The organism is Pseudomonas sp. TH37, assembly GCF_016650735.1.
Taxonomy (GTDB): Bacteria; Pseudomonadota; Gammaproteobacteria; order Pseudomonadales; family Pseudomonadaceae; genus Aquipseudomonas; species Aquipseudomonas farris.
Genome location: NZ_JAEKFD010000008.1, coordinates 102,798 through 122,934 on the forward strand (window position 1 = coordinate 102,798; position 20,137 = coordinate 122,934).

Genomic DNA, 20,137 nt, shown 5'->3' on the forward strand with positions numbered 1-20,137 from the left:
GCCATAACATTCAGTATCAATGTTGAATGTCAGACCGCCATCGCGAGCAGGCTCGCTCCCACAAAAGCCAGGCATTCGCTTAATCGACCGGCAACTTGTCAAGGATTCAGCATGTCCTTCCCCACCACCTGGTACTCCCAAACCTCGTTGCCCCGCGCGGCCAGGTCCGAACTGAATACCCACGAAACCTGCGACGTCTGCATCATCGGCGCCGGGATCGCGGGCCTTACCGCCGCCCTGGAACTGACCCGGCGCGGGAAACACGTGGTCATCCTCGAAGCCCATCAAGTCGCTTGGGGCGCGTCTGGCCGCAATGGCGGCGTGGTCTCGCCAGGTTGGGCTGAAGGGTCAGGGGCGATCCGCAAAAAACTTGGGCTGGAACAGGCCTGGGCGCTGTTTCAAATGTCGGTCGAAGGCGTGGAAATAGTGCGCCACAACATCGCCGAACTGGCTCTAACCGGCTGCGATCCATCTGCCGGCACGATTAGGGTCAAGCGTTACGACGACAGCGCAGGCGTGAAAAACCACATCGACACCATGCACCGCGACTTCGGCTATGAACTCAACTACCTCGACACCACCCAGGTTCGCGAACGGGCCCACACCCTGCGCTATTTCCAGGGCATCGAGGATCCGAACGCCTTGCACTTTCATCCGCTGAATTATTGCCTGGGTCTGGCTCTCGCCATCGAAGCGGCTGGAGGGCAGATTTTCGAACACTCAAAAATGCTGGCCTGGCGTTGCGAGGGCAGCGACAAAATTGTCCAGACTGCTCACGGTTCCGTGCGCTGCCAGGACCTGGTGTTCTGCGCCGGCGGTTACGGCGGCCCGGAATTGCAGAAACTCAGCCGCGCCTACCTGCCCATCGCGACCTACGTGGTACTGACCGAACACCTGGGCGACTCGATCAAAAACGTCCTCGACTCCGGCGCCGCCTTCTCCGACGACCGCCGCGCCTCGGACTACTATCGCGTGGTCGAAGGCGACCGCCTGCTCTGGGGCGGACGCATCACCACCCGCAACGAACAGGACGAAAAAGCCTTGGCGGCCATGCTCAAGGCGGACATGGTCTCGGTGTATCCACAACTGGCGCCGGTAAAAATCGAACTGGCCTGGTCGGGCCTGATGGGCTATTCCACCAACAAAATGCCTAACCTGGGGCTATTGGAACCGGGCGTCTGGGCCTGTACCTCGTTTGGCGGCCATGGTCTGAATACCGGCTCGATTGGCGGCAGGGTCATCGCCGAAGCCGTGTGCGGGGAAAGTGCGCGGTATCAGTTGTTCAAACCGTACCTGCTGGACTGGAACGGAGGGCCGTTCGGGCGGGTTGCAGCCAATGCGATTTATCAGTCGTTGAAGGTCATGGACTTTGTTCAGGAGCGGTTTCGCAGTTGATCGCAATCGACTTCGGGTAACACAAAACCTGTGGGAGCTGGCTTGCCTGCGATAGCGGTGTATCAGTCGACGTCAATGTTGAATGATAAATTGCTATCGCGGGCAAGCCACGCTCCCACAGGTTTTTTGATCGGCCTCTAAATCGTGGGCACAAAAAAACCGGCGGAAGCCGGTTTTTTGCTTTCTACAGAATCGGAGTTACGCGTTCTGCAGATCGTCGAGGTAGCGCTCGGCATCCAGTGCCGCCATGCAGCCGGCGCCAGCCGAGGTGATGGCTTGACGGTAAACGTGGTCAGCCACGTCACCGGCGGCGAAGATGCCTTCGAGGTTGGTCGCAGTGGCGTTGCCATCACGGCCGCCCTGCACAACCAGGTAGCCATCTTTCAACGTCAGTTGGCCTTCGAACAACGAAGTATTCGGGGTGTGGCCGATGGCGATGAACACGCCGTCGACTTTCAGCTCGTCGAAGCTGCCGTCGTTGTTCTTCAGGCGAGCACCGGTCACGCCCATGTTGTCGCCCAGGACTTCGTCCAGGGTCGAGTTCAGCTTCAGGATGATCTTGCCTTCGGCGACCCGGGCATTCAGCTTGTCGATCAGGATCTTCTCGGCGCGGAAAGTTTCGCGACGGTGGATCAAGGTTACGGTGCTGGCGATGTTGGCCAGGTACAGGGCTTCTTCCACAGCCGTATTACCGCCACCCACCACTGCCACTGGCTTGTTGCGATAGAAGAAACCGTCGCAAGTCGCGCAGGCCGAGACGCCTTTGCCCATGAACGTTTCTTCCGATGGCAGGCCCAGGTAACGGGCGCTGGCGCCGGTAGCGATGATCAGTGCGTCGCAGGTGTAAGTCGCGCTGTCGCCAATCAGGGTATATGGCTTGGCGGCGAAGTCCACGGCGTTGATGTGATCGAACACGATCTCGGTTTCAAAGCGCTCGGCGTGCTCTTTCATACGCTCCATCAGCGCCGGGCCGGTCAGACCGTGGACGTCGCCCGGCCAGTTGTCGACTTCGGTGGTGGTGGTCAGTTGACCGCCAGCCTGCATGCCAGTGATCAGCAGTGGTTTGAGGTTGGCACGGGCGGCATAGACCGCGGCGCTGTAACCGGCAGGGCCGGAACCGAGAATAATCACTCGCGAATGACGAACTTCAGACATGACCTGCTCCTGTTGACCGGGCCCGAAACACTGGGCGCGGAACGCCGGATTGCCGGCGGGAATAAAAAAGGACCGTTGAAAGCACTTGGGGAAGGCTTGGGCTCGACAGTCCTGTAAAAGAATGGGTGCAGCGTATCGAGGGGGCGAAGATTAAGGAAATACGGTTTAACAATCCAGCTCATAGGCGGTCTCTATCCCGTTGCAGTGAATTTATAGACGCCTTTGTTACAGTTAATGTCGATGCCGCTACCGCGCTTTCGCCTGTCAGGCAAAGCCGGTAAGGTCGGCGCGCTTACCCTTTGCTCGGAGCACGTTATGCCCGCCCCCGTTCTGTCTGGCCCGCAATACCTGCGCGAGGGCCTAAAGCTGGTCTTGAGCCCAAGCCTGCGCTTGTTCGTGTTGTTGCCGCTGGCAATCAACCTGGTGCTGTTCGTCGGATTGATCTATCTGGCCGGCCATCAGTTCAGTATGTGGGTGGATACGCTGATGCCGTCCCTGCCCGATTGGCTGAGCTTCCTCAGCTACATTCTCTGGCCGATATTCGTCGTGTTGGTGGTGTTGATGGTGTTCTTCACCTTCACCATGCTGGCCAACGTCATCGCCGCGCCATTCAATGGCTTCCTGGCGGAGAAGGTCGAAGTGGTGGTGCGCGGCACCGACGACTTCCCGGCCTTCAGCTGGGGCGAACTGATCGCCATGATCCCGCGCACCCTGTCCCGGGAAATGCGCAAACTCGGCTACTTCCTGCCCAGGGCCATCGGTCTGTTCATCCTGTCGTTCATCCCGGTGATCAACATCATCGCCGCGCCGCTGTGGCTGTTGTTCGGGGTGTGGATGATGGCGATTCAGTACATCGACTACCCGGCGGATAACCACAAACTCGGCTGGAACGAAATGCTCGCCTGGCTGCGGCAAAAGCGCTGGCAGAGCCTCGGTTTCGGCGGGAGCGTGTATCTGGTGTTGTTGATTCCGGTGGTCAACATTCTGATGATGCCGGCGGCCGTGGCGGGGGCGACTTTGTTCTGGGTGCGTGAGCGTGGGGCTGAAGTGCTGGAGACACGACCTGCTGATTAGAGCTCGGTTTTATGCAAGGGGATGAGACCTCGTGAGAGTCTCGTCCCTGTTTCCCGGGCCTGCATTCCAACAGGATCATTGCTCTGTTTTAGCAACCTCTCCCTTTCTTACCTGTTATTTCTGACAGTAGCCAGCCGCCAGCGCCAGGTATTCAATAAGTCTTCGGGCTCAGTCACGTCAAAAACCTTCAAGTAGTCAAGGTTGAGTGATGCCCTCGACTTTTGGAGATCAGACCGATGACAACAGCTGCAGAAAGCCACAATGCCCCCTGTGAAAATGAGCGCTTCCCATGGCTCAGCATGAGTCCATCCGTTCTCCACGCTGAGTCTCATGCAGGATTTGTAGTCAGTGCGAGCACGCGAATACTTATTGACGATGAGCGTCTTCGCCCTTTGGCAACACGCCTGGCATTTGGCTTCACGGGGGCCGCCAAACTCACACGGCCACCAGCAATCGTACTGAGCTCGGAAGATATCCCTCCGGCGGGTGATGGCGACGTAGAGTTAACACTGTCCGCTCCGGATACCGCAGATATACCTATCCCCGCCAATGGTGAAGGTGAGATCTACCGGATCGATATCACTCGCTCCATTCGCGTCACCGCGCAAAATCCGGGAGCCATGGCCCGTGCGCTGACGACCCTGCATAAAGCGGTTCGGGTATCTACGGTGCTTGACCCAGGCGTAGTGATCGACGCACCCGTCTATGCCGAACGCTCGGTGATGATTGATATGGGGCGCCGGCAGTTCAGTCCTGAGTGGGTGATCCGTCTGATACAGGAAATGGCGTGGAACCAGCTCAACACACTGCATCTACACCTCACCGACAATGAGGGGGTAAGGGTAATGTTCCCTTCCTTCCCGGACATTTCCAGCGAGGATGCCTGGAGTGCAACAGATCTGAAACGCGTGCTCGACACCGCCGCCGCTTATCATGTCCAGGTTATTCCCGAGCTGGATATGCCTGGGCATATGGACTGGATATTACGCAACAGACCAGAGTTTCAACTCAAGCTCAATAACGGTACCGTTGTCTCGAAAGCCCTCGACTTCAGCATCCCCGACGCCCGGGACTTTCTGAAAACACTGTTCTGCGACCTATTGGATATGTTTCCAGACAGTCGATATGTCCATTTGGGGGCAGACGAATACTTTCTAAGTCCGATCATCCCGAACAACACGCCCCAATTGGCTCAATACGTACGTGAAGCTTCAGGTAATCCAGAGGCTAACTCAGAGGATGCCGTCAGGTACTTCGTTAATGAACTGGCGGATTTCGTAAGGGCGGAAGGCAAAATCGCCCGGGTCTGGAACGATGGAGCCGTGCAAAAAAATCAAATCATCTCCTTGGACAAACACGTGCAAATCGAATGCTGGAGTATCTGGGGCAGCCTGAAAAACCATATGACCGTGCAGGAGTTGGTGAATGCCGGCTATACCGTGACCAACGCCCACGGTGACTTCTACTTCATTATCAACAAGACCTGGGACAATCTCTTCCACGCCAAACATTCACCTCATGGCATCTATGATGTCTGGCGAGCCAACCGTTTCATGGACAAGGCAGGAGCTGCTTTCACCGAAATTCCTGCGCAAAGTCCGGCGATGGCGGGGGCCGGCATTCAATTGTGGATCGAGCAGCCGACGTTCAGTTCGCCCGAGGAAATGTGGACTCAGCTGAAATCGTGGTTACTGCCATTGGGGTAGCGCACCTGGGACTCGCCGAACGCCCCGATCGACCATCAGTCACTGTCGTGTATCGCCCGCGCCGTAGCCCATCCACCACCAGTGCCATGGTGATAGCGGAGCCCTTGAATCCAAGGGTTACTGAGCGATGTCCGATAAACACAAATCGTCACCGCCAGGTATCTCGTCACAAATCCATCATCCCATCGTCACAATGACGACATGACCTCAGCCGACACTGAGGTCATGACGAGAACTCTGCATATCACCCTGATCACCGAAACCTTCCCACCGGAAATCAACGGCGTAGCCAATACCCTTGGCCGCTTGTTCGATGGTTTGCGCGCGCGCGGGCATCAGGTCGAGTTGGTGCGGCCACGCCAGGGTGGCGACCCGCTTATGGGCAGCAATGATGAGTTGCTGTTGTGTCGAGGCTGGCCGCTGCCGGGTTATCCCGGCCTGCAATGGGGTCAGTCGTCGATGCACAAGTTGCTGCGGCGCTGGAAACGGCATCGCCCGGACGTGTTGTACATCGCCACCGAAGGACCGCTGGGGTTATCGGCGTTGCGCGCGGCACGGCGCTTGGGGATTTCGGTGGTCAGCGGCTTTCATACCAATTTTCAGCAGTACTCCAGCCAGTACGGCCTCGGGCTGCTGACGCGCTTGCTGACTCACTACCTGCGCTGGTTTCACAATCGCTCGACCCTGACCCTGGTGCCCAGCGCCAGCCAGCGACTGGAACTGGAACGCCGCAGTTTCGAGCGCCTGGCGCTGCTCTCTCGAGGCGTCGACAGTCAGTTGTTTCATCCGGCCAAACGGCTGAAACCGCTGCGCGAGCAATGGGGACTGGCCGAGGATGATATTGCCTTCATCCACGTAGGACGCCTGGCCCAGGAGAAGAATCTTGGCTTGCTCAAGCGCAGTTTCGACACGCTGAAAATGACTTATCCACAGCGAAAAATGAAATTGATTGTGGTCGGTGACGGCCCGCAACGATCGATGCTGGAGAAGGAATTGCCCGAAGCGATTTTCTGCGGCTCACAACGCGGCGAAGCCTTGGCCAGTCACTATGCGTCGGGGGATGTATTTCTGTTTCCGAGCCTGACCGAAACCTTCGGCAATGTGGTGCTTGAGGCATTGGCCTCGGGGCTGGGGGTGGTGGCATACGATCAGGCGGCGGCAGCCCAGCACATTCGCCATGGCTACAACGGCGTACTGGCCATGCCCGGGGATGAAGAAGCGTTCTGCGATGCGGCACGTTGGCTGCTGGAGGAGCGCGAAACCTTGCGCTGCGTGCGCCTTAATGCGCGCCAGCATGCGAGTCGTCAGGGGTGGGCGGCGATTATCGAGCAGTTCGAAGGGCAGCTGCGCGGGGCTTGTGTTGGGGAGCAGGTGGTTCCCAATGCACAGACATTACCCTGAATCTTTGCTGACCTTGAGGCTATCATCGCGGGCAAGCCCGCTCCCACAGGATTTGTGTGTGACGCAGAACTCTGTGGGAGCGGGCTTGCCCGCGATGGGGCCCTTCCAGTCGCTACTTAAACCAGCGTCATCAAAGCCTCACGGCTGAACGGCAGGATGTCTTCCTCACGACCGTCCCGCACTTTCTGCGCCCAGTCCGGGTCCACCAGCAATGCACGGCCCACTGCCACCAGATCGAACTCATCGTTGTTCAAACGCTCCAGCAGTTTTTCCAGGCTGGCCGGTTGCGCGATCTTGTCGGTGTTGACCATGAATTGCAGGAATTCGCCGTCCAGGCCGACGCTGCCGACGGTGATGGTTGGCTTGCCGGTGAGCTTGCGGGTCCAGCCGGCCAGGTTCAGCTCGGAACCGTCGAACTCAGGCTCCCAGAAACGCCGCGTCGAGCAGTGGAAAATGTCCACGCCGGCGTCGGACAATGGCTTGAGGAATTCGCCCAAGGCTTCCGGGGTTTGTACCAGGCGCGCGGTGTAGTCCTGCTGCTTCCACTGGGAGAAACGGAAGATGATCGGGAAACCCTCACCGACCGCTGCACGCACCGCCTGAATCAGTTCGATGGCGAAGCGCGAACGATTGGCCAGGCTGCCACCGTATTCGTCGGTGCGCTGATTGCTGCCTTCCCAGAAAAACTGGTCCACCAGATAACCGTGGGCACCGTGGATTTCCACGCCGTCCATGCCGATGCTCTGTGCATCTTTGGCGGCTTGGGCGAACGCGGCAATCACGTCCTGGATATCCTGTTGGGTCATGCCGTGAACCACGACCTGACCGTCCTTCAATTTTTCCGACGGACCGTAACCCGGCACGCTGGCGTCCGGCTCGGTGCCGATGCGGCGCACGCTGCCCACATGCCACAGTTGCGGAACGATCTTGCCGCCTTCGGCATGTACCGCATCGACGACTTTCTTCCAGCCGGCCAATGCCGCTTCACCATAGAAGTGCGGCACGTTCGGATAGCCGTTGGAGGCCTTGTGACCGACGGTGGTGCCTTCGGTGATGATCAGCCCAACCCCGGCAGCGGCGCGACGACGGTAGTACTCGATCACTTTGGAATTGGGCACGCCGCCAGGCGAAAACGAGCGGGTCATCGGCGCCATTACGACGCGGGTCGGCAACTCGAGAGCGCCTAGGTGAAAAGGCTTGAACAGGGCTTTGACAGGCATGGGACGCTCCACGGGATATAGACTTTATGACGGCGATAATATGGAGAGTCGCAAGGCTTGAACAGGACTATTGATTTAAGTGATTAAGGATTAGAAACGAAAAGATCGCAGCCTTCGGCAGCGCCTACAGGGGAATGCGTACACCCGTAGGAGTTGCCGAAGGCTGCGATCTTTTGATCTTTCTTTTTAGCTCAGCGCTTTTTCGATCGCCTGGATGACAGCATGATCATCCGGCGCCGTTCGAGGCGAGAACCGCGCCAGTACGCGACCGTCCTTGCCCAGCAGGAATTTCTCGAAGTTCCAGGTAATGTCGCCCGGGAATTCCGCGCCCTCGCCCGCCAGCAGACGATACAACTGATGACGCTCATGACCGTTGACTTCCAGCTTGCTGGACAACGGAAAGGTCACGCCATAGTTGAGGCTGCAGAACGCCTGGATCTCCTGCTCGGTGCCCGGTTCCTGTCCGGCAAACTGGTTGCATGGCAAGCCCAGCACACTGAAACCCTTGTCCTTGTATTGCTGGTAGAGGTTTTCCAGCGCCGCGTACTGTGGGGTCAAACCACATTTGGAGGCGACGTTGACCACCAGCACGACACGCCCCTTGAAGGGCGCCAGAGGTAGCTCCTGACCATCCAGGGCTGTCAGTTTAAGGTCGTGAAAAGCACTCATGACGAACTCCAAATTCCCGTGTTCTTCTCGAAACAGCCACTTGGCGGTGCCATCAAGGACAGCCGCGGACTAAAAAGGCGCCCTCAGGCGCCTCTCCAGCTCTCTGAGCTTAGCGCAGAAAATCAGTGGTGATGGCCACCTTCGCCATGGACGTGACCATGAGCGATTTCTTCCTGGCTGGCGTCACGGATGTCGATGATCTTGACCTGGAAATTCAGGCGCTGACCGGCCAACGGGTGGTTGCCGTCGACAGTGACATCGTCGCCGTCCAGATCGCGAATGGTGACGATCTGCATCTGGCCGTCCGGAGCGGAAGCGTGGAACTGCATGCCCACTTCCAGCTCGTCAACGCCTTCGAACATGCTACGGCTCAAAGTGCTGACCAGTTCGGCAGCGTATTCGCCGTAGGCATCTTCAGGTTCTACAGCGACAGTCAGTTCGTCACCGACTGCTTTGCCTTCCAGTGCCTTTTCCAGGCCCGGGATAATATTACCTGCGCCTTGCAGGTAGACCAGCGGCGCGCCGCCGGCGGAGCTGTCGATGACCTCACCAGCGTCGTTGGTCAGGGTATAGTCGATGGAGACAGCCTTATTGGCGGCGATCAGCATGGGGCGAGACCTTTTGCATAAGAAAGATGAATGTCCAAGTTTAGCGAAGCAATCGCCCGAAAGCGAACACAACCCGGACAGACGGGGTGCGACGAAAGCCTCGACCGTCACAGGCTTTCATCAGGATGAGGATGGCCACTGGGTGGCCGAGCTTTCCTGCGGTCATACACAGCACTTGCGGCACCAGCCTCCGTGGCAATCCCGGGCCTGGGTGCTGGACCCTTCGCTGCGTAATGAAAAAATAGGCCAGCCCTTTGATTGTGGTTGGTGCGCACAAGGCTCGGTTAGCGATAACCTTGGCGACTGAATTTCGGTAGATCGTCAGATATAGATGATCACCTGGCGGCCACGGCCGCCCACATGCACTTCCAGAGAATCCGCATGCAAACTTTTTTTATCGCGCCCACCGATTTTGGTGTGGGTCTGACCTCCATCAGCCTCGGGCTGGTACGTACACTTGAGCGGGCCGGTCTCAAAGTCGGCTTTTTCAAACCGATTGCCCAGCCTCACCCGGGCGACACGGGCCCTGAACGCTCTACCGAACTGGTGGCCCGCACCCACGGTTTGAAACCACCTCAGCCACTGGGCCTGGCCCACGTCGAGCGGATGCTCGGCGACGGTCAGCTGGACGAACTGCTCGAAGAAATCATCACCCTTTATCAGCAAGCCGCTGTCGGCAAGGACGTGCTGATCGTCGAAGGCATGGTCCCGACCCGCAGCGCCAGTTACGCGGCGCGGGTCAACCTGCATTTGGCCAAGAGCCTAGACGCCGATGTGATTCTGGTCTCGGCACCGGAAAACGAAGTGCTGACTGAATTGTCCGGCCGGGTGGAGTTGCAGGCGCAATTGTTCGGCGGGCCGAAAGACCCGAAAGTCCTTGGCGTAATCCTCAACAAGGTCAAGACCGACGAAAGCATGGAGGCCTTCGCCTCGCGCTTGAAGGAACACTCGCCGTTACTGCGCAGTGGCGATTTTCGCCTGCTCGGCTGCATCCCGTTCCAGCCCGAACTGAATGCGCCGCGCACCCGCGATGTGGCCGATCTGATGGGCGCTCAGGTGCTCAACGCCGGCGACTATGAAACCCGGCGCATGACCAACATCATCATCTGCGCCCGCACCGTGCGCAACACTGTGGAGCTGCTCAAACCCGGTGTGCTGGTGGTAACCCCCGGCGATCGCGACGACATCATCCTCGCCGTCAGCCTCGCGGCGATGAACGGCGTGCCTCTGGCCGGCCTGTTGCTGACCAGCGACACCCTGCCCGACCCGCGCATCATGGATCTGTGCCGTGGCGCCTTGCAGGCCGGCCTGCCGGTGTTGTCGGTCAGCACCGGTTCCTACGACACCGCCAACCAGTTAAACGGTTTGAACAAGGAAATCCCGATCGACGACCGCGAACGTGCGGAGATCATCACCGATTTCGTCGCCAGCCACCTCGACGCCAACTGGCTGCACCAGCGCTGCGGTACACCACGGGAAATGCGTCTGTCGCCAGCGGTGTTCCGCTACCAACTGATCCAGCGCGCCCAAGCCGCCAACAAGCGCATCGTGTTGCCCGAAGGCAGCGAGCCGTTGACCGTGCAGGCCGCGGCGATCTGTCAGGCGCGCGGCATTGCCCGTTGCGTGTTGCTGGCCAAACCGGCGGACGTTGAAGCGGTCGCCCGCGCCCAAGGCATCGAGTTGCCACCGGGGCTGGAAATCCTCGACCCGGACTTGATTCGCGAGCGCTACGTCGAGCCGATGGTTGCACTGCGCAAGACTAAAAGCCTCAACGCGCCGATGGCCGAGCAGCAACTGGAAGACACCGTGGTGATTGGCACCATGATGCTGGCGCTGGATGAAGTCGACGGGCTGGTGTCAGGGGTCATTCACTCCACCGCCAACACCATCCGTCCGGCCCTGCAACTGATCAAGACCGCGCCGGGCTGCACGTTGGTGTCTTCGGTGTTCTTCATGCTGTTTCCGGAAGAAGTGCTGGTTTACGGCGACTGCGTGATGAACCCGCACCCGAGTGCCAGCGAACTGGCCGAGATCGCCTTGCAAAGCGCCGATTCGGCAGCGGCGTTCGGCATCATTCCGCGCGTAGCGATGATCAGCTACTCCAGCGGTGAATCGGCCAGCGGTGAAGAAGTCGAAAAGGTTCGCGAGGCCACATTGCTCGCCCACGAACAGCAAAACTCGCTGTTGATCGACGGCCCGTTGCAGTACGACGCCGCCGCCAACGAAACCGTGGCCCGACAACTGGCGCCGAACAGTCAGGTGGCCGGTCGTGCCACGGTGTTCGTGTTCCCCGACCTGAACACCGGCAACACCACCCACAAAGCCGTGCAGCGCAGCGCCGACTGCGTCAGCCTCGGCCCGATGCTGCAAGGCCTGCGCAAACCGGTGAACGACCTGCCGCGCGGCGCGCAGGTTGACGACATCGTCTACACCATCGCGTTGACCGCGATCCAAGCTGCCAACCGACCTATGGATCTTTAAATGCTGGATTTTCTACCTGCCCCCCTGCGCGGCGTGATCGCCTCGCTGTTGTTGGCGCTGAACACGATTGTCTGCTGCACGCCGCTGTTCGTGGTGGCGATCTTTAAACTGCTTCTGCCCTTCCCCGCCGCCCAGCGTTTCACCGACTGGCTGATGGGCCATATCCACGAAACCTGGATCAGCAACAACAAGGCCTGGATGGATCTGCTCGGGCACACGCGCTGGCAGCTCAGCGGTCTGGAAGGCCTGGACTATCAGCACTCGTATCTGATCACCAGCAACCACCAGAGTTGGGTCGACATCATGGTGTTGCAGTACGTGCTCAACCGTCGCATCCGCCCGCTGAAGTTCTTCCTCAAACAGCAACTGATCTGGGTGCCGGTGATTGGCCTGGCGTGGTGGGCGCTGGGTTTTCCATTCATGAAGCGTTACTCCAAGGCCTATCTGGAAAAGCATCCAGAGAAGAAAGGCAAAGACCTGGAAACCACCCGCAAGACCTGCGACAAGTTCCGCAATAACCCGGTGGGGATTTTCAACTTCGTCGAAGGCACGCGCTTCACCGAGGGCAAACACGTACAGCAGAGTTCACCGTTCCGCTACCTGCTCAAGCCGAAAGCGGGCGGTATTGCCTTCGTGCTGGATGCCATGGGCGACCAGCTGGAAGCCATCGTCAACGTGACCATCCACTATCCGGCCGGTCGTCCGGGCTATTGGGATTTGCTCTGCGGGAACGTGAAGGACGTGGTGGTGCACTTTCAGGAGCTGAAGATTCCACCGCAGTTCGTCGGCAAGAACTACGACCAGGACGGTGTGTATCGGCTCGAATTTCAGGGTTGGATCAATCAGCTGTGGAATGACAAGGATGCGCTGCTGGGGCAGATGCACCGCGAGTACACCGCCAAGGTTTGAGGTGCCTGTACCGGCGCCATCGCGGGCAAGCCCGCTCCCACAGTGGTTCTCTGTGAAACGCAAACTCTGTATTCACTAGAGATCCCTGTGGGAGCGGGCTTGCCCGCGATGGCGATCTCAAGGACACAAAAAAACCCGCAGACGATCACTCATCTGCGGGGTTTTTATTTGCAGCTAATGCTTAGATCGCGCCACGTTTACGCAGCAGATCCAGCACTTGCTTGACGCTTTCTTCCACTGACAGCGACTGGGTGTCGATCACCAGATCGGCATTCAGCGGCACGTCGTACGGGAAGGATTCGCCCGGGATGTTGTCGCCAGCCGCCGCGTACAGACCTTGCGGATCACGCTCGGCACAGACCGTCGGAGAGGCCTGGACGTAGACCGTCAGCAGACGCTCCTTGCCGATCAGTTCCCTGGCCTGCTCACGACCTTCAGCACTTGGCGCAACGAAGGCTGCCAATGTCAGCAAACCGGCTTCGTTGAACTGCCGCGCAACGTGCGCCGCACGACGCCAGTTCTCGGTACGCCCGGCGCGATCATTTGGCAGACCTTTGTTGAGGTCGTGACGCAGGTTCTGGCCATCGAGTACAAACACCGCACGGCCCAGGTCGAACAGCTTGCGTTCAACCGCATACGCCAGGGTGCTTTTACCAGCGCCCGACAGGCCGCTGAACAACACCGTAGCCGGTTGCTGACCAAAGCGCTGGGCGCGTTCTTCGGTAGCCACGTGAGCCAGTTTGCCGTGATGGGTGCTGGTGCCATGGCTCAACGGCTGGGCGATGATCATGCCGGCCGCGACCGTGCCGTTGGTCAGTCGATCGATGACGATAAACGAACCGGTGGTGCGGTTGCTGTCGTAACCGTCCAGCGCGATGGCCGCGTCGAGGCTGATCTTGACCCGACCGATCTCGTTCAGCTGCAGCGAGCTCGCCGGCCCTTCGGCCAAGGTGTTCACGTCCACGCGATTGACGATGCTGGTGATCGAACCCGGCACGTAAGTCGTGGCACGCTTGATGTCGTATTTCTTGCCCGGCAGCATCGGCTCTTCGGCCATCCACACCAGCATGGCGTCAAAGGCGTCAGTCACTTGCGGCTGGTTGTCGGCATGCACCAGCAAGTCACCGCGGGAGATGTCGATTTCGTCTTCCATGGTCAGCGTCACTGCTTGACCAGGACCTGCATGCTCCAGCTCACCTTCGAAGGTGACAATGGATTTCACACGGCTGCTCTTGCCCGACGGCAACACAACGACTTCGTCGCCCTTATGCACGATGCCGCTGGCCAGGGTGCCGGCAAAACCACGGAAGTTCAGGTTCGGACGGTTGACGTATTGCACCGGGAAACGCAGATCGGTGTAGTTACGGTCATTGGCGATTTCGACGGTTTCGAGGATTTCCATCAGCGACTGGCCGGTGTACCACGGCGAGCGCTCGGACTTGTTCACGACGTTGTCGCCCTTGAGAGCGGACATCGGCACGAACGCCATGGTGGTCGGCTTGAACGCGATGCCTTCGGCGAACTTCAGGTAATCGGCCTTGATCGACTCGAACACGCTTTCGTCGAAGCCGTTGAGGTCCATCTTGTTGATGGCGACAACGATGTGCTTGATGCCCAGCAACGAGGCGATAAAGCTGTGGCGACGGGTCTGGGTCTGCACGCCGTAACGGGCGTCGACCAGGATGATCGCCAGGTCACAGGTGGATGCACCGGTGGCCATGTTGCGGGTGTACTGTTCATGGCCGGGGGTATCGGCGATGATGAATTTGCGCTTGGCGGTGGAGAAATAGCGGTAGGCGACATCAATGGTGATGCCCTGCTCACGCTCGGCCTGCAAGCCGTCGACCAGCAACGCCAGGTCGATGTCTTCACCGGTGGTGCCGACTTTTTTCGAGTCGCGGGTAATGGCTTCCAGATGATCTTCGTAGATCATTTTGGAGTCGTGCAGCAGGCGCCCGATCAGGGTGCTCTTGCCGTCGTCGACGTTGCCACAGGTAAGAAAGCGCAGCATTTCCTTGCGTTCGTGCTGGCCCAGATAGGCGAGGATGTCCTCGCTGATCAAATCAGATGCGTGCGACATGACAACCCCTTAGAAATAACCCTGACGTTTCTTTTCTTCCATCGAACCTGCGCCATCGTGATCGATGACTCGGCCCTGGCGTTCGGAAGTTCGCGTCAGGAGCATTTCCTGAATGATGTCGGTCAGGCTGGTGGCCTCGGACTCGACCGCACCGGTCAACGGGTAGTCGCCCAGCGTACGGAAACGGACCTTCTTCTTGACGATGCGCGCCTTGTCTTCGTCGCTCAAGTGATTGAGCAGGCGCTCGTCGTCGATCATGATCCAGGTGCCGTTCATCTCGATGACGTCGCGTTCGGCTGCGAAATACAGCGGCACGATCGGGATGCCTTCGAGGTAGATGTACTGCCAGATGTCCAGCTCGGTCCAGTTCGACAACGGGAATACGCGGATCGATTCGCCCTTGTTGACCTTGCCGTTGTAGACGTTCCACAACTCGGGACGCTGGTTTTTCGGATCCCAGCGGTGCTTGGTATCACGGAAGGAATACACGCGCTCTTTGGCCCGGGATTTCTCTTCGTCGCGACGGGCGCCACCGAATGCCGCATCGAAGCCGTACTTGTCGAGGGCCTGTTTAAGGCCTTCGGTCTTCATGATGTCGGTGTGCTTGGCACTGCCGTGGGTGAGCGGGTTGATACCCTGCGCAACACCCTCGGGATTCACGTGCACCAGCAGGTCCAGGCCGAGCTCTTCGACCATGCGGTCGCGGAACGCGTACATTTCCTTGAACTTCCACTGGGTGTCGACGTGCATCACCGGAAACGGAAGTTTGCCCGGGAAGAATGCCTTGCGTGCCAGGTGCAGCATCACGGCGGAGTCTTTACCGACGGAGTACAGCATCACCGGGTTATCGAACTCGGCGGCGACCTCGCGGATGATGTGGATGCTTTCGGCCTCCAGCTGTTTCAGATGCGTCAGTTTGTCGACCATGGCTACTCACGAAAACGATCTTATGGACGGCCTGCGGGCCGTGTTCGAGCGGGGAATCCTAGCACAGCGCCCCCTTCTAATCAGGACGCTGGCTAGATCGAAAGGGTATATGAATATACCCCCTCGTTTGGGCACTCCAGATTGGAAACCCACCCCTTGTAGGAGCTGCCGAAGGCTGCGATCTTTTGATCTTGATCTTTAAAATCAAAAGATCGCAGCCTTCGGCAGCTCCTACAGAGGTGACCGCATTGCAGTCCGAAATCAAATAGGGTTCGGGCAATCGATGAAGATGTGCTCGAGGGCGAAACGTCGCGCCAGGTAATCGCCCAAAGCCTGCACACCGTAACGCTCGGTGGCGTGGTGACCGGCGGCGATGAAGCTGATGTCGTTTTCCCGGGCGCTGTGGAACGTCTGCTCGGAGGCTTCGCCGCTGAGGTACAGATCGACGCCGGCCAACACCGCCTGATCAATGTAACCCTGGCCGCCACCGGTGCACCAGCCGACCCGACGAATCATCTCGCTGCCTTCGATCAGCAATGGCTCGCGCCCCATGACTTCCTGCACGCGACGGGCGAAATCGCGAGGGGTCATCGGTTCGCTCAACGAGCCGACCAGGCCAACGACTTTCAGATTGTCCGGATCCAGCGGGCCTTCGACGGTGATGTCCAGTTGCCGGGCAAGCTGCACGTTATTGCCGACTTCCGGGTGCAGATCCAGCGGCAAGTGATAAGACAGCAGGCTGATATCGTGCTTGAGCAAGGTTTTCAACCGGCGCTGCTTCATGCCGGTAATGCACGGGTTCTCACCTTTCCAGAAATAGCCGTGATGCACCAGCACCAGATCGGCCTGGGCCTCTACCGCGGCGTCCAACAACGCCTGGCTGGCGGTGACGCCGCTGACGATGCGCATCACTTGTGGCCGGCCTTCGACCTGCAAACCATTGGGGCAGTAATCGGCGATCTTCGCACTTGCCAGGTAGCGGTCGGCTTCTTCGACCAGGGTGCTCAGGGCGACGGCCATAAAAGACTCCTAAATATCCCGTTCAGAGGCGCGCTCGGCCTCGTATAATGCGCGACATTATGGGCGGTCTCACACCGCCTGCAACCTCTGTAGGACGTGCTTAATGCTCAAGGCGCTGCGTTTTTCCGGCTGGCCGCTGTTGGCCGGCGTGCTTATCGCTCTATTGATTATGCAGCGTTACCCGCAATGGGTGGGGCTACCGAGCCTGGACGTGAATCTGCAGCAAGCCCCGCAAACCCTCGGTTTGCAGCAGGGTCCGGTGTCCTATGCCGACGCGGTGACCACGGCCGCGCCGTCGGTGGTCAACCTGTACACCACCAAAGTGGTCAACAAGCCCAGCCATCCGTTGTTCGAAGATCCGCAGTTCCGCCGCTTCTTCGGCGACAACTCACCCAAGCAGAAGCGTATGGAGTCGAGCCTCGGTTCGGGCGTGATCATGAGCCCGGAAGGTTACCTGCTGACCAACAACCACGTGACCAGCGGTGCCGACCAGATCGTGGTGGCGCTCAAGGATGGTCGTGAAACCCTGGCCCGAGTCATCGGCAGCGACCCGGAAACCGACCTCGCGGTGTTGAAGATCGACCTGAAAAACCTGCCGTCGATCACCGTCGGCCGTTCCGACAATATCCGTATCGGCGACGTGGCCCTGGCCATCGGCAACCCGTTCGGCGTCGGCCAGACCGTGACCATGGGCATCATCAGCGCCACCGGGCGCAATCAGCTCGGGCTGAACAACTACGAGGACTTCATCCAGACCGACGCCGCGATCAACCCCGGCAACTCCGGCGGTGCGCTGGTGGACGCCAACGGCAACCTGACCGGCATCAACACGGCGATCTTCTCCAAATCCGGCGGTTCTCAGGGCATCGGCTTCGCGATCCCGGTCAAACTGGCGATGGAAGTGATGAAGTCGATCATCGAACACGGCCAGGTGATTCGCGGCTGGCTCGGCATTGAAGTGCAACCGTTGAGTCAGGAACTGGCGGAATCGTTTGGTCTGTCCGGACGCCCGGGGATTGTAGTTGCGGGGATTTTCCGTGACGGCCCGGCACAGAAGGCCGGCCTGCAACTGGGCGACGTGATCCTCAGCATCGACGGTGAACCGGCCGGTGACGGTCGCCGTTCGATGAACCAGGTGGCGCGAATCAAGCCGACCGACAAGGTCACCATTCAGGTGATGCGCAACGGTAAAGAGCTCAAGCTCACGGCAGAAATCGGTCTGCGTCCGCCACCCGCGCCGATCAAGGAAAAGGAAGGAGAGTAAGCCGGTAGGAGCTGCGCCCTCAGCAGCTCCACAACTCCGAAGCCGTAACAGCAGACATTCTCATTAGGCATGTTATATTGTTTCAATATTACTATTGGAACAACATAACATGTCGTCTCGAACAATGGCTTCCCTCGCAGGCCTGGCCCTCGGTTTGCTGGGGGATCCGGTCTTCGCCGAAGAGTCGCAAACCGTTGAACTGGACGCTATCAGCGTCACCTCCGACTACGAATCCCCCACCGGCCCGGTCAAGGGTTACCGCGTCACGCGCTCTGCCAGCGCAACCAAGACCGACACGGCCATTCGCGATATCCCGCAATCGATCAGTGTGATTCCCGTCAGTGTGCTCAAGGACCTGGGCAGCACCAGCGTCGAACGCGCCCTGGAATTTGCCGGTGGCGTATCGAAGCAGAACAACTTCGGCGGCCTGACGCTTTACGAATACAGCGTGCGCGGCTTCACCACGTCGGAGTTCTACAAGGACGGCTTCAGCGCCAACCGCGGCTATCCGAGCACGCCGGACGTGGCCAACATCGAACGCATCGAAGTGCTCAAAGGACCGGCCGCCAGCCTCTATGGTCGTGGCGATCCGGGCGGTACGGTGAACATCGTCACCAAAAAACCCCAGCCCGAAGCCTTCACCACACTGCAAACCAGCACCGGCAGCTGGGATCGCTATCGCACCGCCGTGGACGTCAACACCCCGCTGGATGATGAGGGCAACGTTCTGTCCCGGGTGAACCTGGCGGTCGAGGACAACCACAGCTTTCGCGATCACGTAGACAGTCAGCGTGTGTTTGTTGCGCCCTCGTTCAGCTGGCAACTTAACCCGGACACCAGCCTGTTGGTGGAGAGCGAATTCGTTCGCCACAGCTCGACATTCGATCGCGGTATCGTCGCGCCGAACAATAAATGGAGCGGCGTCTCCCGTTCGACCTTCCTTGGCGAACCCAACGACGGCAACATCGACAACCACAACAATCTGCTGCAAGCCGCCCTCGAACATCAGCTTAACGACCGCTGGAAACTGCGCCTCGCCAGCCATTACAAGGAAGGCAAACTCTGGGGCTTCGCCTCCGAAAACCGTCCCTTGAACGCCGATGGCCACACCGTCAACCGTCGCTATCGCGAGCGCGATACCAACTGGCATGACAGCATCACTCAACTCGAACTGCGCGGTTTGTTCGACATCGGTAGCTGGCAACACGAGCTGCTGATCGGCAGCGAATACGAGAATTTCCGCAAGAACGAACGGGTCACGACCATTGCCGGCGGCCCTTACGCCATCGATATCTATCGACCGATCTACGGCCAGCCGAAACCCAATGGCGCACGCTCCGGGACCGACTTCTTCGAGCATGTCGAAAGCCAGGCACTGAACCTTCAGGACCAGATCGTTTTCACCGACAAACTGCGCGGCATGATCGGTGCGCGCTTCGAACATTTCGAACAAAGCATCGACGATCACAGCCGCAACGCGACCAGCCGCCAGCGCCACGACGCACTGACCCAGCGAGCCGGCCTGCTCTACCAACTGACGCCTGAAGTGGGGTTATTCGCCAACGCCTCCACCTCGTTCAAACCGAACAACGGGCTGGACGCCGCCGGCAAATCCTTCGACCCGGAAGAAGGCACCGGTTATGAAGTCGGGATCAAGAGCGAGCTGTTCGACGACCGCTTGAGCACCACCCTCGCCGCCTTCCATATCGAAAAGGAAAACGTCCTGGCGCTCGATCCGAGCACCGATTCCAGCCGCGCCATGGGCAAGGCCCGCAGCCAGGGTGTCGACCTGCAAGCCACCGGGCAAGTGACCGATGCCGTGCGAGTGATCGGTGCTTTCGCTTACATCGACGCCGAAGTCACCCAAGGCGACAAAGTGATCCCCACTGGCAGCCGAATTCTCGGCGTGGCCAAACGCAGCGGCAGTCTGTTGGGCGTTTATGAATTTCAGGATGGCCATTTGCGCGGTTCGGACCTTGGCGCAGCGTTCACCTACGTCGGCGATCGCTCGGGTGAAGCCGGCAGCGATTTCGAACTGCCGGCCTACCACACCGTCGACCTGCTGGCCCATTACAAGGCCAGTGAAAACGTCACCGTGGGCCTGAACCTGAACAACCTTTTCGACGAGAAATACTTCGAGCGGTCCTACAGCAACTACTGGGTCAACCCCGGCGAGCCACGCAATTTCACCGTCAGCCTGACACTCAACCTGTAAAAGGACGTCCACC

The 20,137-nt window shown here is 59.1% G+C and carries 16 protein-coding genes; 9 read left to right on the forward strand and 7 right to left on the reverse strand.

Annotated elements, in window-relative coordinates; all coding sequences use genetic code 11:
- Positions 1-111 precede the first annotated feature (111 nt).
- The gene (locus JFU11_RS20125; RefSeq protein ID WP_201061912.1) at positions 112-1,395 is read left to right on the forward strand and encodes an FAD-binding oxidoreductase; all 1,284 of its coding nucleotides are present in this window, start codon (positions 112-114) and stop codon (positions 1,393-1,395) included.
- Between the two features lie 198 nt (positions 1,396-1,593).
- On the opposite strand, the gene trxB is transcribed toward JFU11_RS20125, so the two are convergent.
- Positions 1,594-2,550, reverse strand: a complete 957-nt coding sequence (gene trxB, locus JFU11_RS20130) for a thioredoxin-disulfide reductase (RefSeq protein ID WP_008008648.1) — start codon at positions 2,548-2,550, stop codon at positions 1,594-1,596.
- Between the two features lie 315 nt (positions 2,551-2,865).
- Here trxB and cysZ point away from each other — a divergent pair, with 315 nt between their 5' ends.
- The 3 genes from cysZ (at position 2,866) to JFU11_RS20145 (ending at position 6,731) form a co-directional block, all read left to right on the forward strand.
- Positions 2,866-3,624 carry a sulfate transporter CysZ gene (cysZ, locus tag JFU11_RS20135; protein ID WP_123719991.1) on the forward strand — a complete coding sequence of 253 codons (759 nt, stop codon included), beginning with the start codon at positions 2,866-2,868 and terminating at the stop codon, positions 3,622-3,624.
- 236 nt (positions 3,625-3,860) lie between these two features.
- On the forward strand, positions 3,861-5,330 hold the full coding sequence (locus JFU11_RS20140; protein WP_201061913.1) for a family 20 glycosylhydrolase: 1,470 nt from the start codon (positions 3,861-3,863) through the stop codon (positions 5,328-5,330).
- 201 nt (positions 5,331-5,531) lie between these two features.
- The gene (locus JFU11_RS20145) at positions 5,532-6,731 is read left to right on the forward strand and encodes a glycosyltransferase family 1 protein (protein ID WP_123719993.1); all 1,200 of its coding nucleotides are present in this window, start codon (positions 5,532-5,534) and stop codon (positions 6,729-6,731) included.
- 116 nt (positions 6,732-6,847) lie between these two features.
- On the opposite strand, the gene JFU11_RS20150 is transcribed toward JFU11_RS20145, so the two are convergent.
- From JFU11_RS20150 to JFU11_RS20160, 3 genes are all read right to left on the reverse strand, one after another.
- Positions 6,848-7,951 (reverse strand): NADH:flavin oxidoreductase, encoded by a 1,104-nt coding sequence (locus tag JFU11_RS20150; protein ID WP_123719994.1) that lies wholly within the window; start codon positions 7,949-7,951, stop codon positions 6,848-6,850.
- 186 nt (positions 7,952-8,137) lie between these two features.
- Positions 8,138-8,620, reverse strand: coding sequence for a glutathione peroxidase (locus JFU11_RS20155; protein WP_052965554.1), 483 nt, complete (start codon positions 8,618-8,620; stop codon positions 8,138-8,140).
- A 122-nt stretch (positions 8,621-8,742) separates the two neighbouring features.
- Positions 8,743-9,228, reverse strand: a complete 486-nt coding sequence (locus tag JFU11_RS20160; protein WP_007901600.1) for a peptidylprolyl isomerase — start codon at positions 9,226-9,228, stop codon at positions 8,743-8,745.
- On the opposite strand from JFU11_RS20160, the gene JFU11_RS20165 reads away from it, so the two are divergent.
- The 3 genes from JFU11_RS20165 to JFU11_RS20175 all read left to right on the forward strand — a co-directional run bounded on the left by JFU11_RS20165 (position 9,197) and on the right by JFU11_RS20175 (position 12,618).
- A complete protein-coding gene (locus tag JFU11_RS20165; RefSeq protein ID WP_123720030.1) occupies positions 9,197-9,535 on the forward strand; it encodes a DUF3565 domain-containing protein in 339 nt (112 codons plus the stop codon). The genes JFU11_RS20160 and JFU11_RS20165 overlap by 32 nt on opposite strands.
- Before the next feature lie 74 nt (positions 9,536-9,609).
- The gene (pta, locus tag JFU11_RS20170) at positions 9,610-11,709 is read left to right on the forward strand and encodes a phosphate acetyltransferase (protein WP_123719995.1); all 2,100 of its coding nucleotides are present in this window, start codon (positions 9,610-9,612) and stop codon (positions 11,707-11,709) included.
- A complete protein-coding gene (locus tag JFU11_RS20175; RefSeq protein ID WP_038978984.1) occupies positions 11,710-12,618 on the forward strand; it encodes an acyltransferase in 909 nt (302 codons plus the stop codon). It abuts the gene before it with no gap.
- Between the two features lie 181 nt (positions 12,619-12,799).
- Here the strand turns inward: JFU11_RS20175 and cysN are convergent, their stop codons facing one another.
- From cysN to JFU11_RS20190, 3 genes are all read right to left on the reverse strand, one after another.
- Entirely contained in the window at positions 12,800-14,698 is a 1,899-nt protein-coding gene (gene cysN / locus JFU11_RS20180; protein ID WP_201061918.1) for a sulfate adenylyltransferase subunit CysN, read from the reverse strand.
- A 9-nt stretch (positions 14,699-14,707) separates the two neighbouring features.
- Complete coding sequence (gene cysD, locus JFU11_RS20185; RefSeq protein ID WP_008008639.1) at positions 14,708-15,625, reverse strand: sulfate adenylyltransferase subunit CysD; 918 nt, start codon at positions 15,623-15,625, stop codon at positions 14,708-14,710.
- A 261-nt stretch (positions 15,626-15,886) separates the two neighbouring features.
- A complete protein-coding gene (locus JFU11_RS20190; RefSeq protein WP_007901591.1) occupies positions 15,887-16,645 on the reverse strand; it encodes a Nif3-like dinuclear metal center hexameric protein in 759 nt (252 codons plus the stop codon).
- A gap of 103 nt (positions 16,646-16,748) precedes the next feature.
- Between JFU11_RS20190 and algW the strand changes: the two genes are divergently transcribed.
- Both algW and JFU11_RS20200 read left to right on the forward strand, forming a co-directional pair.
- Positions 16,749-17,909, forward strand: coding sequence for a Do family serine endopeptidase AlgW (algW, locus tag JFU11_RS20195; protein WP_123719998.1), 1,161 nt, complete (start codon positions 16,749-16,751; stop codon positions 17,907-17,909).
- Between the two features lie 109 nt (positions 17,910-18,018).
- Positions 18,019-20,124, forward strand: a complete 2,106-nt coding sequence (locus JFU11_RS20200) for a TonB-dependent receptor (protein WP_201121353.1) — start codon at positions 18,019-18,021, stop codon at positions 20,122-20,124.
- Positions 20,125-20,137: the final 13 nt, after the last annotated feature.

Bases quoted from the DNA above. Each gene is read 5' to 3' on its own strand.
- JFU11_RS20125 (WP_201061912.1), top strand. From the start codon at position 112: ATGTCCTTCCCCACCACCTGGTACTCCCAAACCTCGTTGCCCCGCGCG.
- trxB (WP_008008648.1), bottom strand. From the start codon at position 2,550: ATGTCTGAAGTTCGTCATTCGCGAGTGATTATTCTCGGTTCCGGCCCT.
- cysZ (WP_123719991.1), top strand. From the start codon at position 2,866: ATGCCCGCCCCCGTTCTGTCTGGCCCGCAATACCTGCGCGAGGGCCTA.
- JFU11_RS20140 (WP_201061913.1), top strand. From the start codon at position 3,861: ATGACAACAGCTGCAGAAAGCCACAATGCCCCCTGTGAAAATGAGCGC.
- JFU11_RS20145 (WP_123719993.1), top strand. From the start codon at position 5,532: ATGACCTCAGCCGACACTGAGGTCATGACGAGAACTCTGCATATCACC.
- JFU11_RS20150 (WP_123719994.1), bottom strand. From the start codon at position 7,951: ATGCCTGTCAAAGCCCTGTTCAAGCCTTTTCACCTAGGCGCTCTCGAG.
- JFU11_RS20155 (WP_052965554.1), bottom strand. From the start codon at position 8,620: ATGAGTGCTTTTCACGACCTTAAACTGACAGCCCTGGATGGTCAGGAG.
- JFU11_RS20165 (WP_123720030.1), top strand. From the start codon at position 9,197: ATGGAGACAGCCTTATTGGCGGCGATCAGCATGGGGCGAGACCTTTTG.
- JFU11_RS20160 (WP_007901600.1), bottom strand. From the start codon at position 9,228: ATGCTGATCGCCGCCAATAAGGCTGTCTCCATCGACTATACCCTGACC.
- pta (WP_123719995.1), top strand. From the start codon at position 9,610: ATGCAAACTTTTTTTATCGCGCCCACCGATTTTGGTGTGGGTCTGACC.
- JFU11_RS20175 (WP_038978984.1), top strand. From the start codon at position 11,710: ATGCTGGATTTTCTACCTGCCCCCCTGCGCGGCGTGATCGCCTCGCTG.
- cysN (WP_201061918.1), bottom strand. From the start codon at position 14,698: ATGTCGCACGCATCTGATTTGATCAGCGAGGACATCCTCGCCTATCTG.
- cysD (WP_008008639.1), bottom strand. From the start codon at position 15,625: ATGGTCGACAAACTGACGCATCTGAAACAGCTGGAGGCCGAAAGCATC.
- JFU11_RS20190 (WP_007901591.1), bottom strand. From the start codon at position 16,645: ATGGCCGTCGCCCTGAGCACCCTGGTCGAAGAAGCCGACCGCTACCTG.
- algW (WP_123719998.1), top strand. From the start codon at position 16,749: ATGCTCAAGGCGCTGCGTTTTTCCGGCTGGCCGCTGTTGGCCGGCGTG.
- JFU11_RS20200 (WP_201121353.1), top strand. From the start codon at position 18,019: ATGTCGTCTCGAACAATGGCTTCCCTCGCAGGCCTGGCCCTCGGTTTG.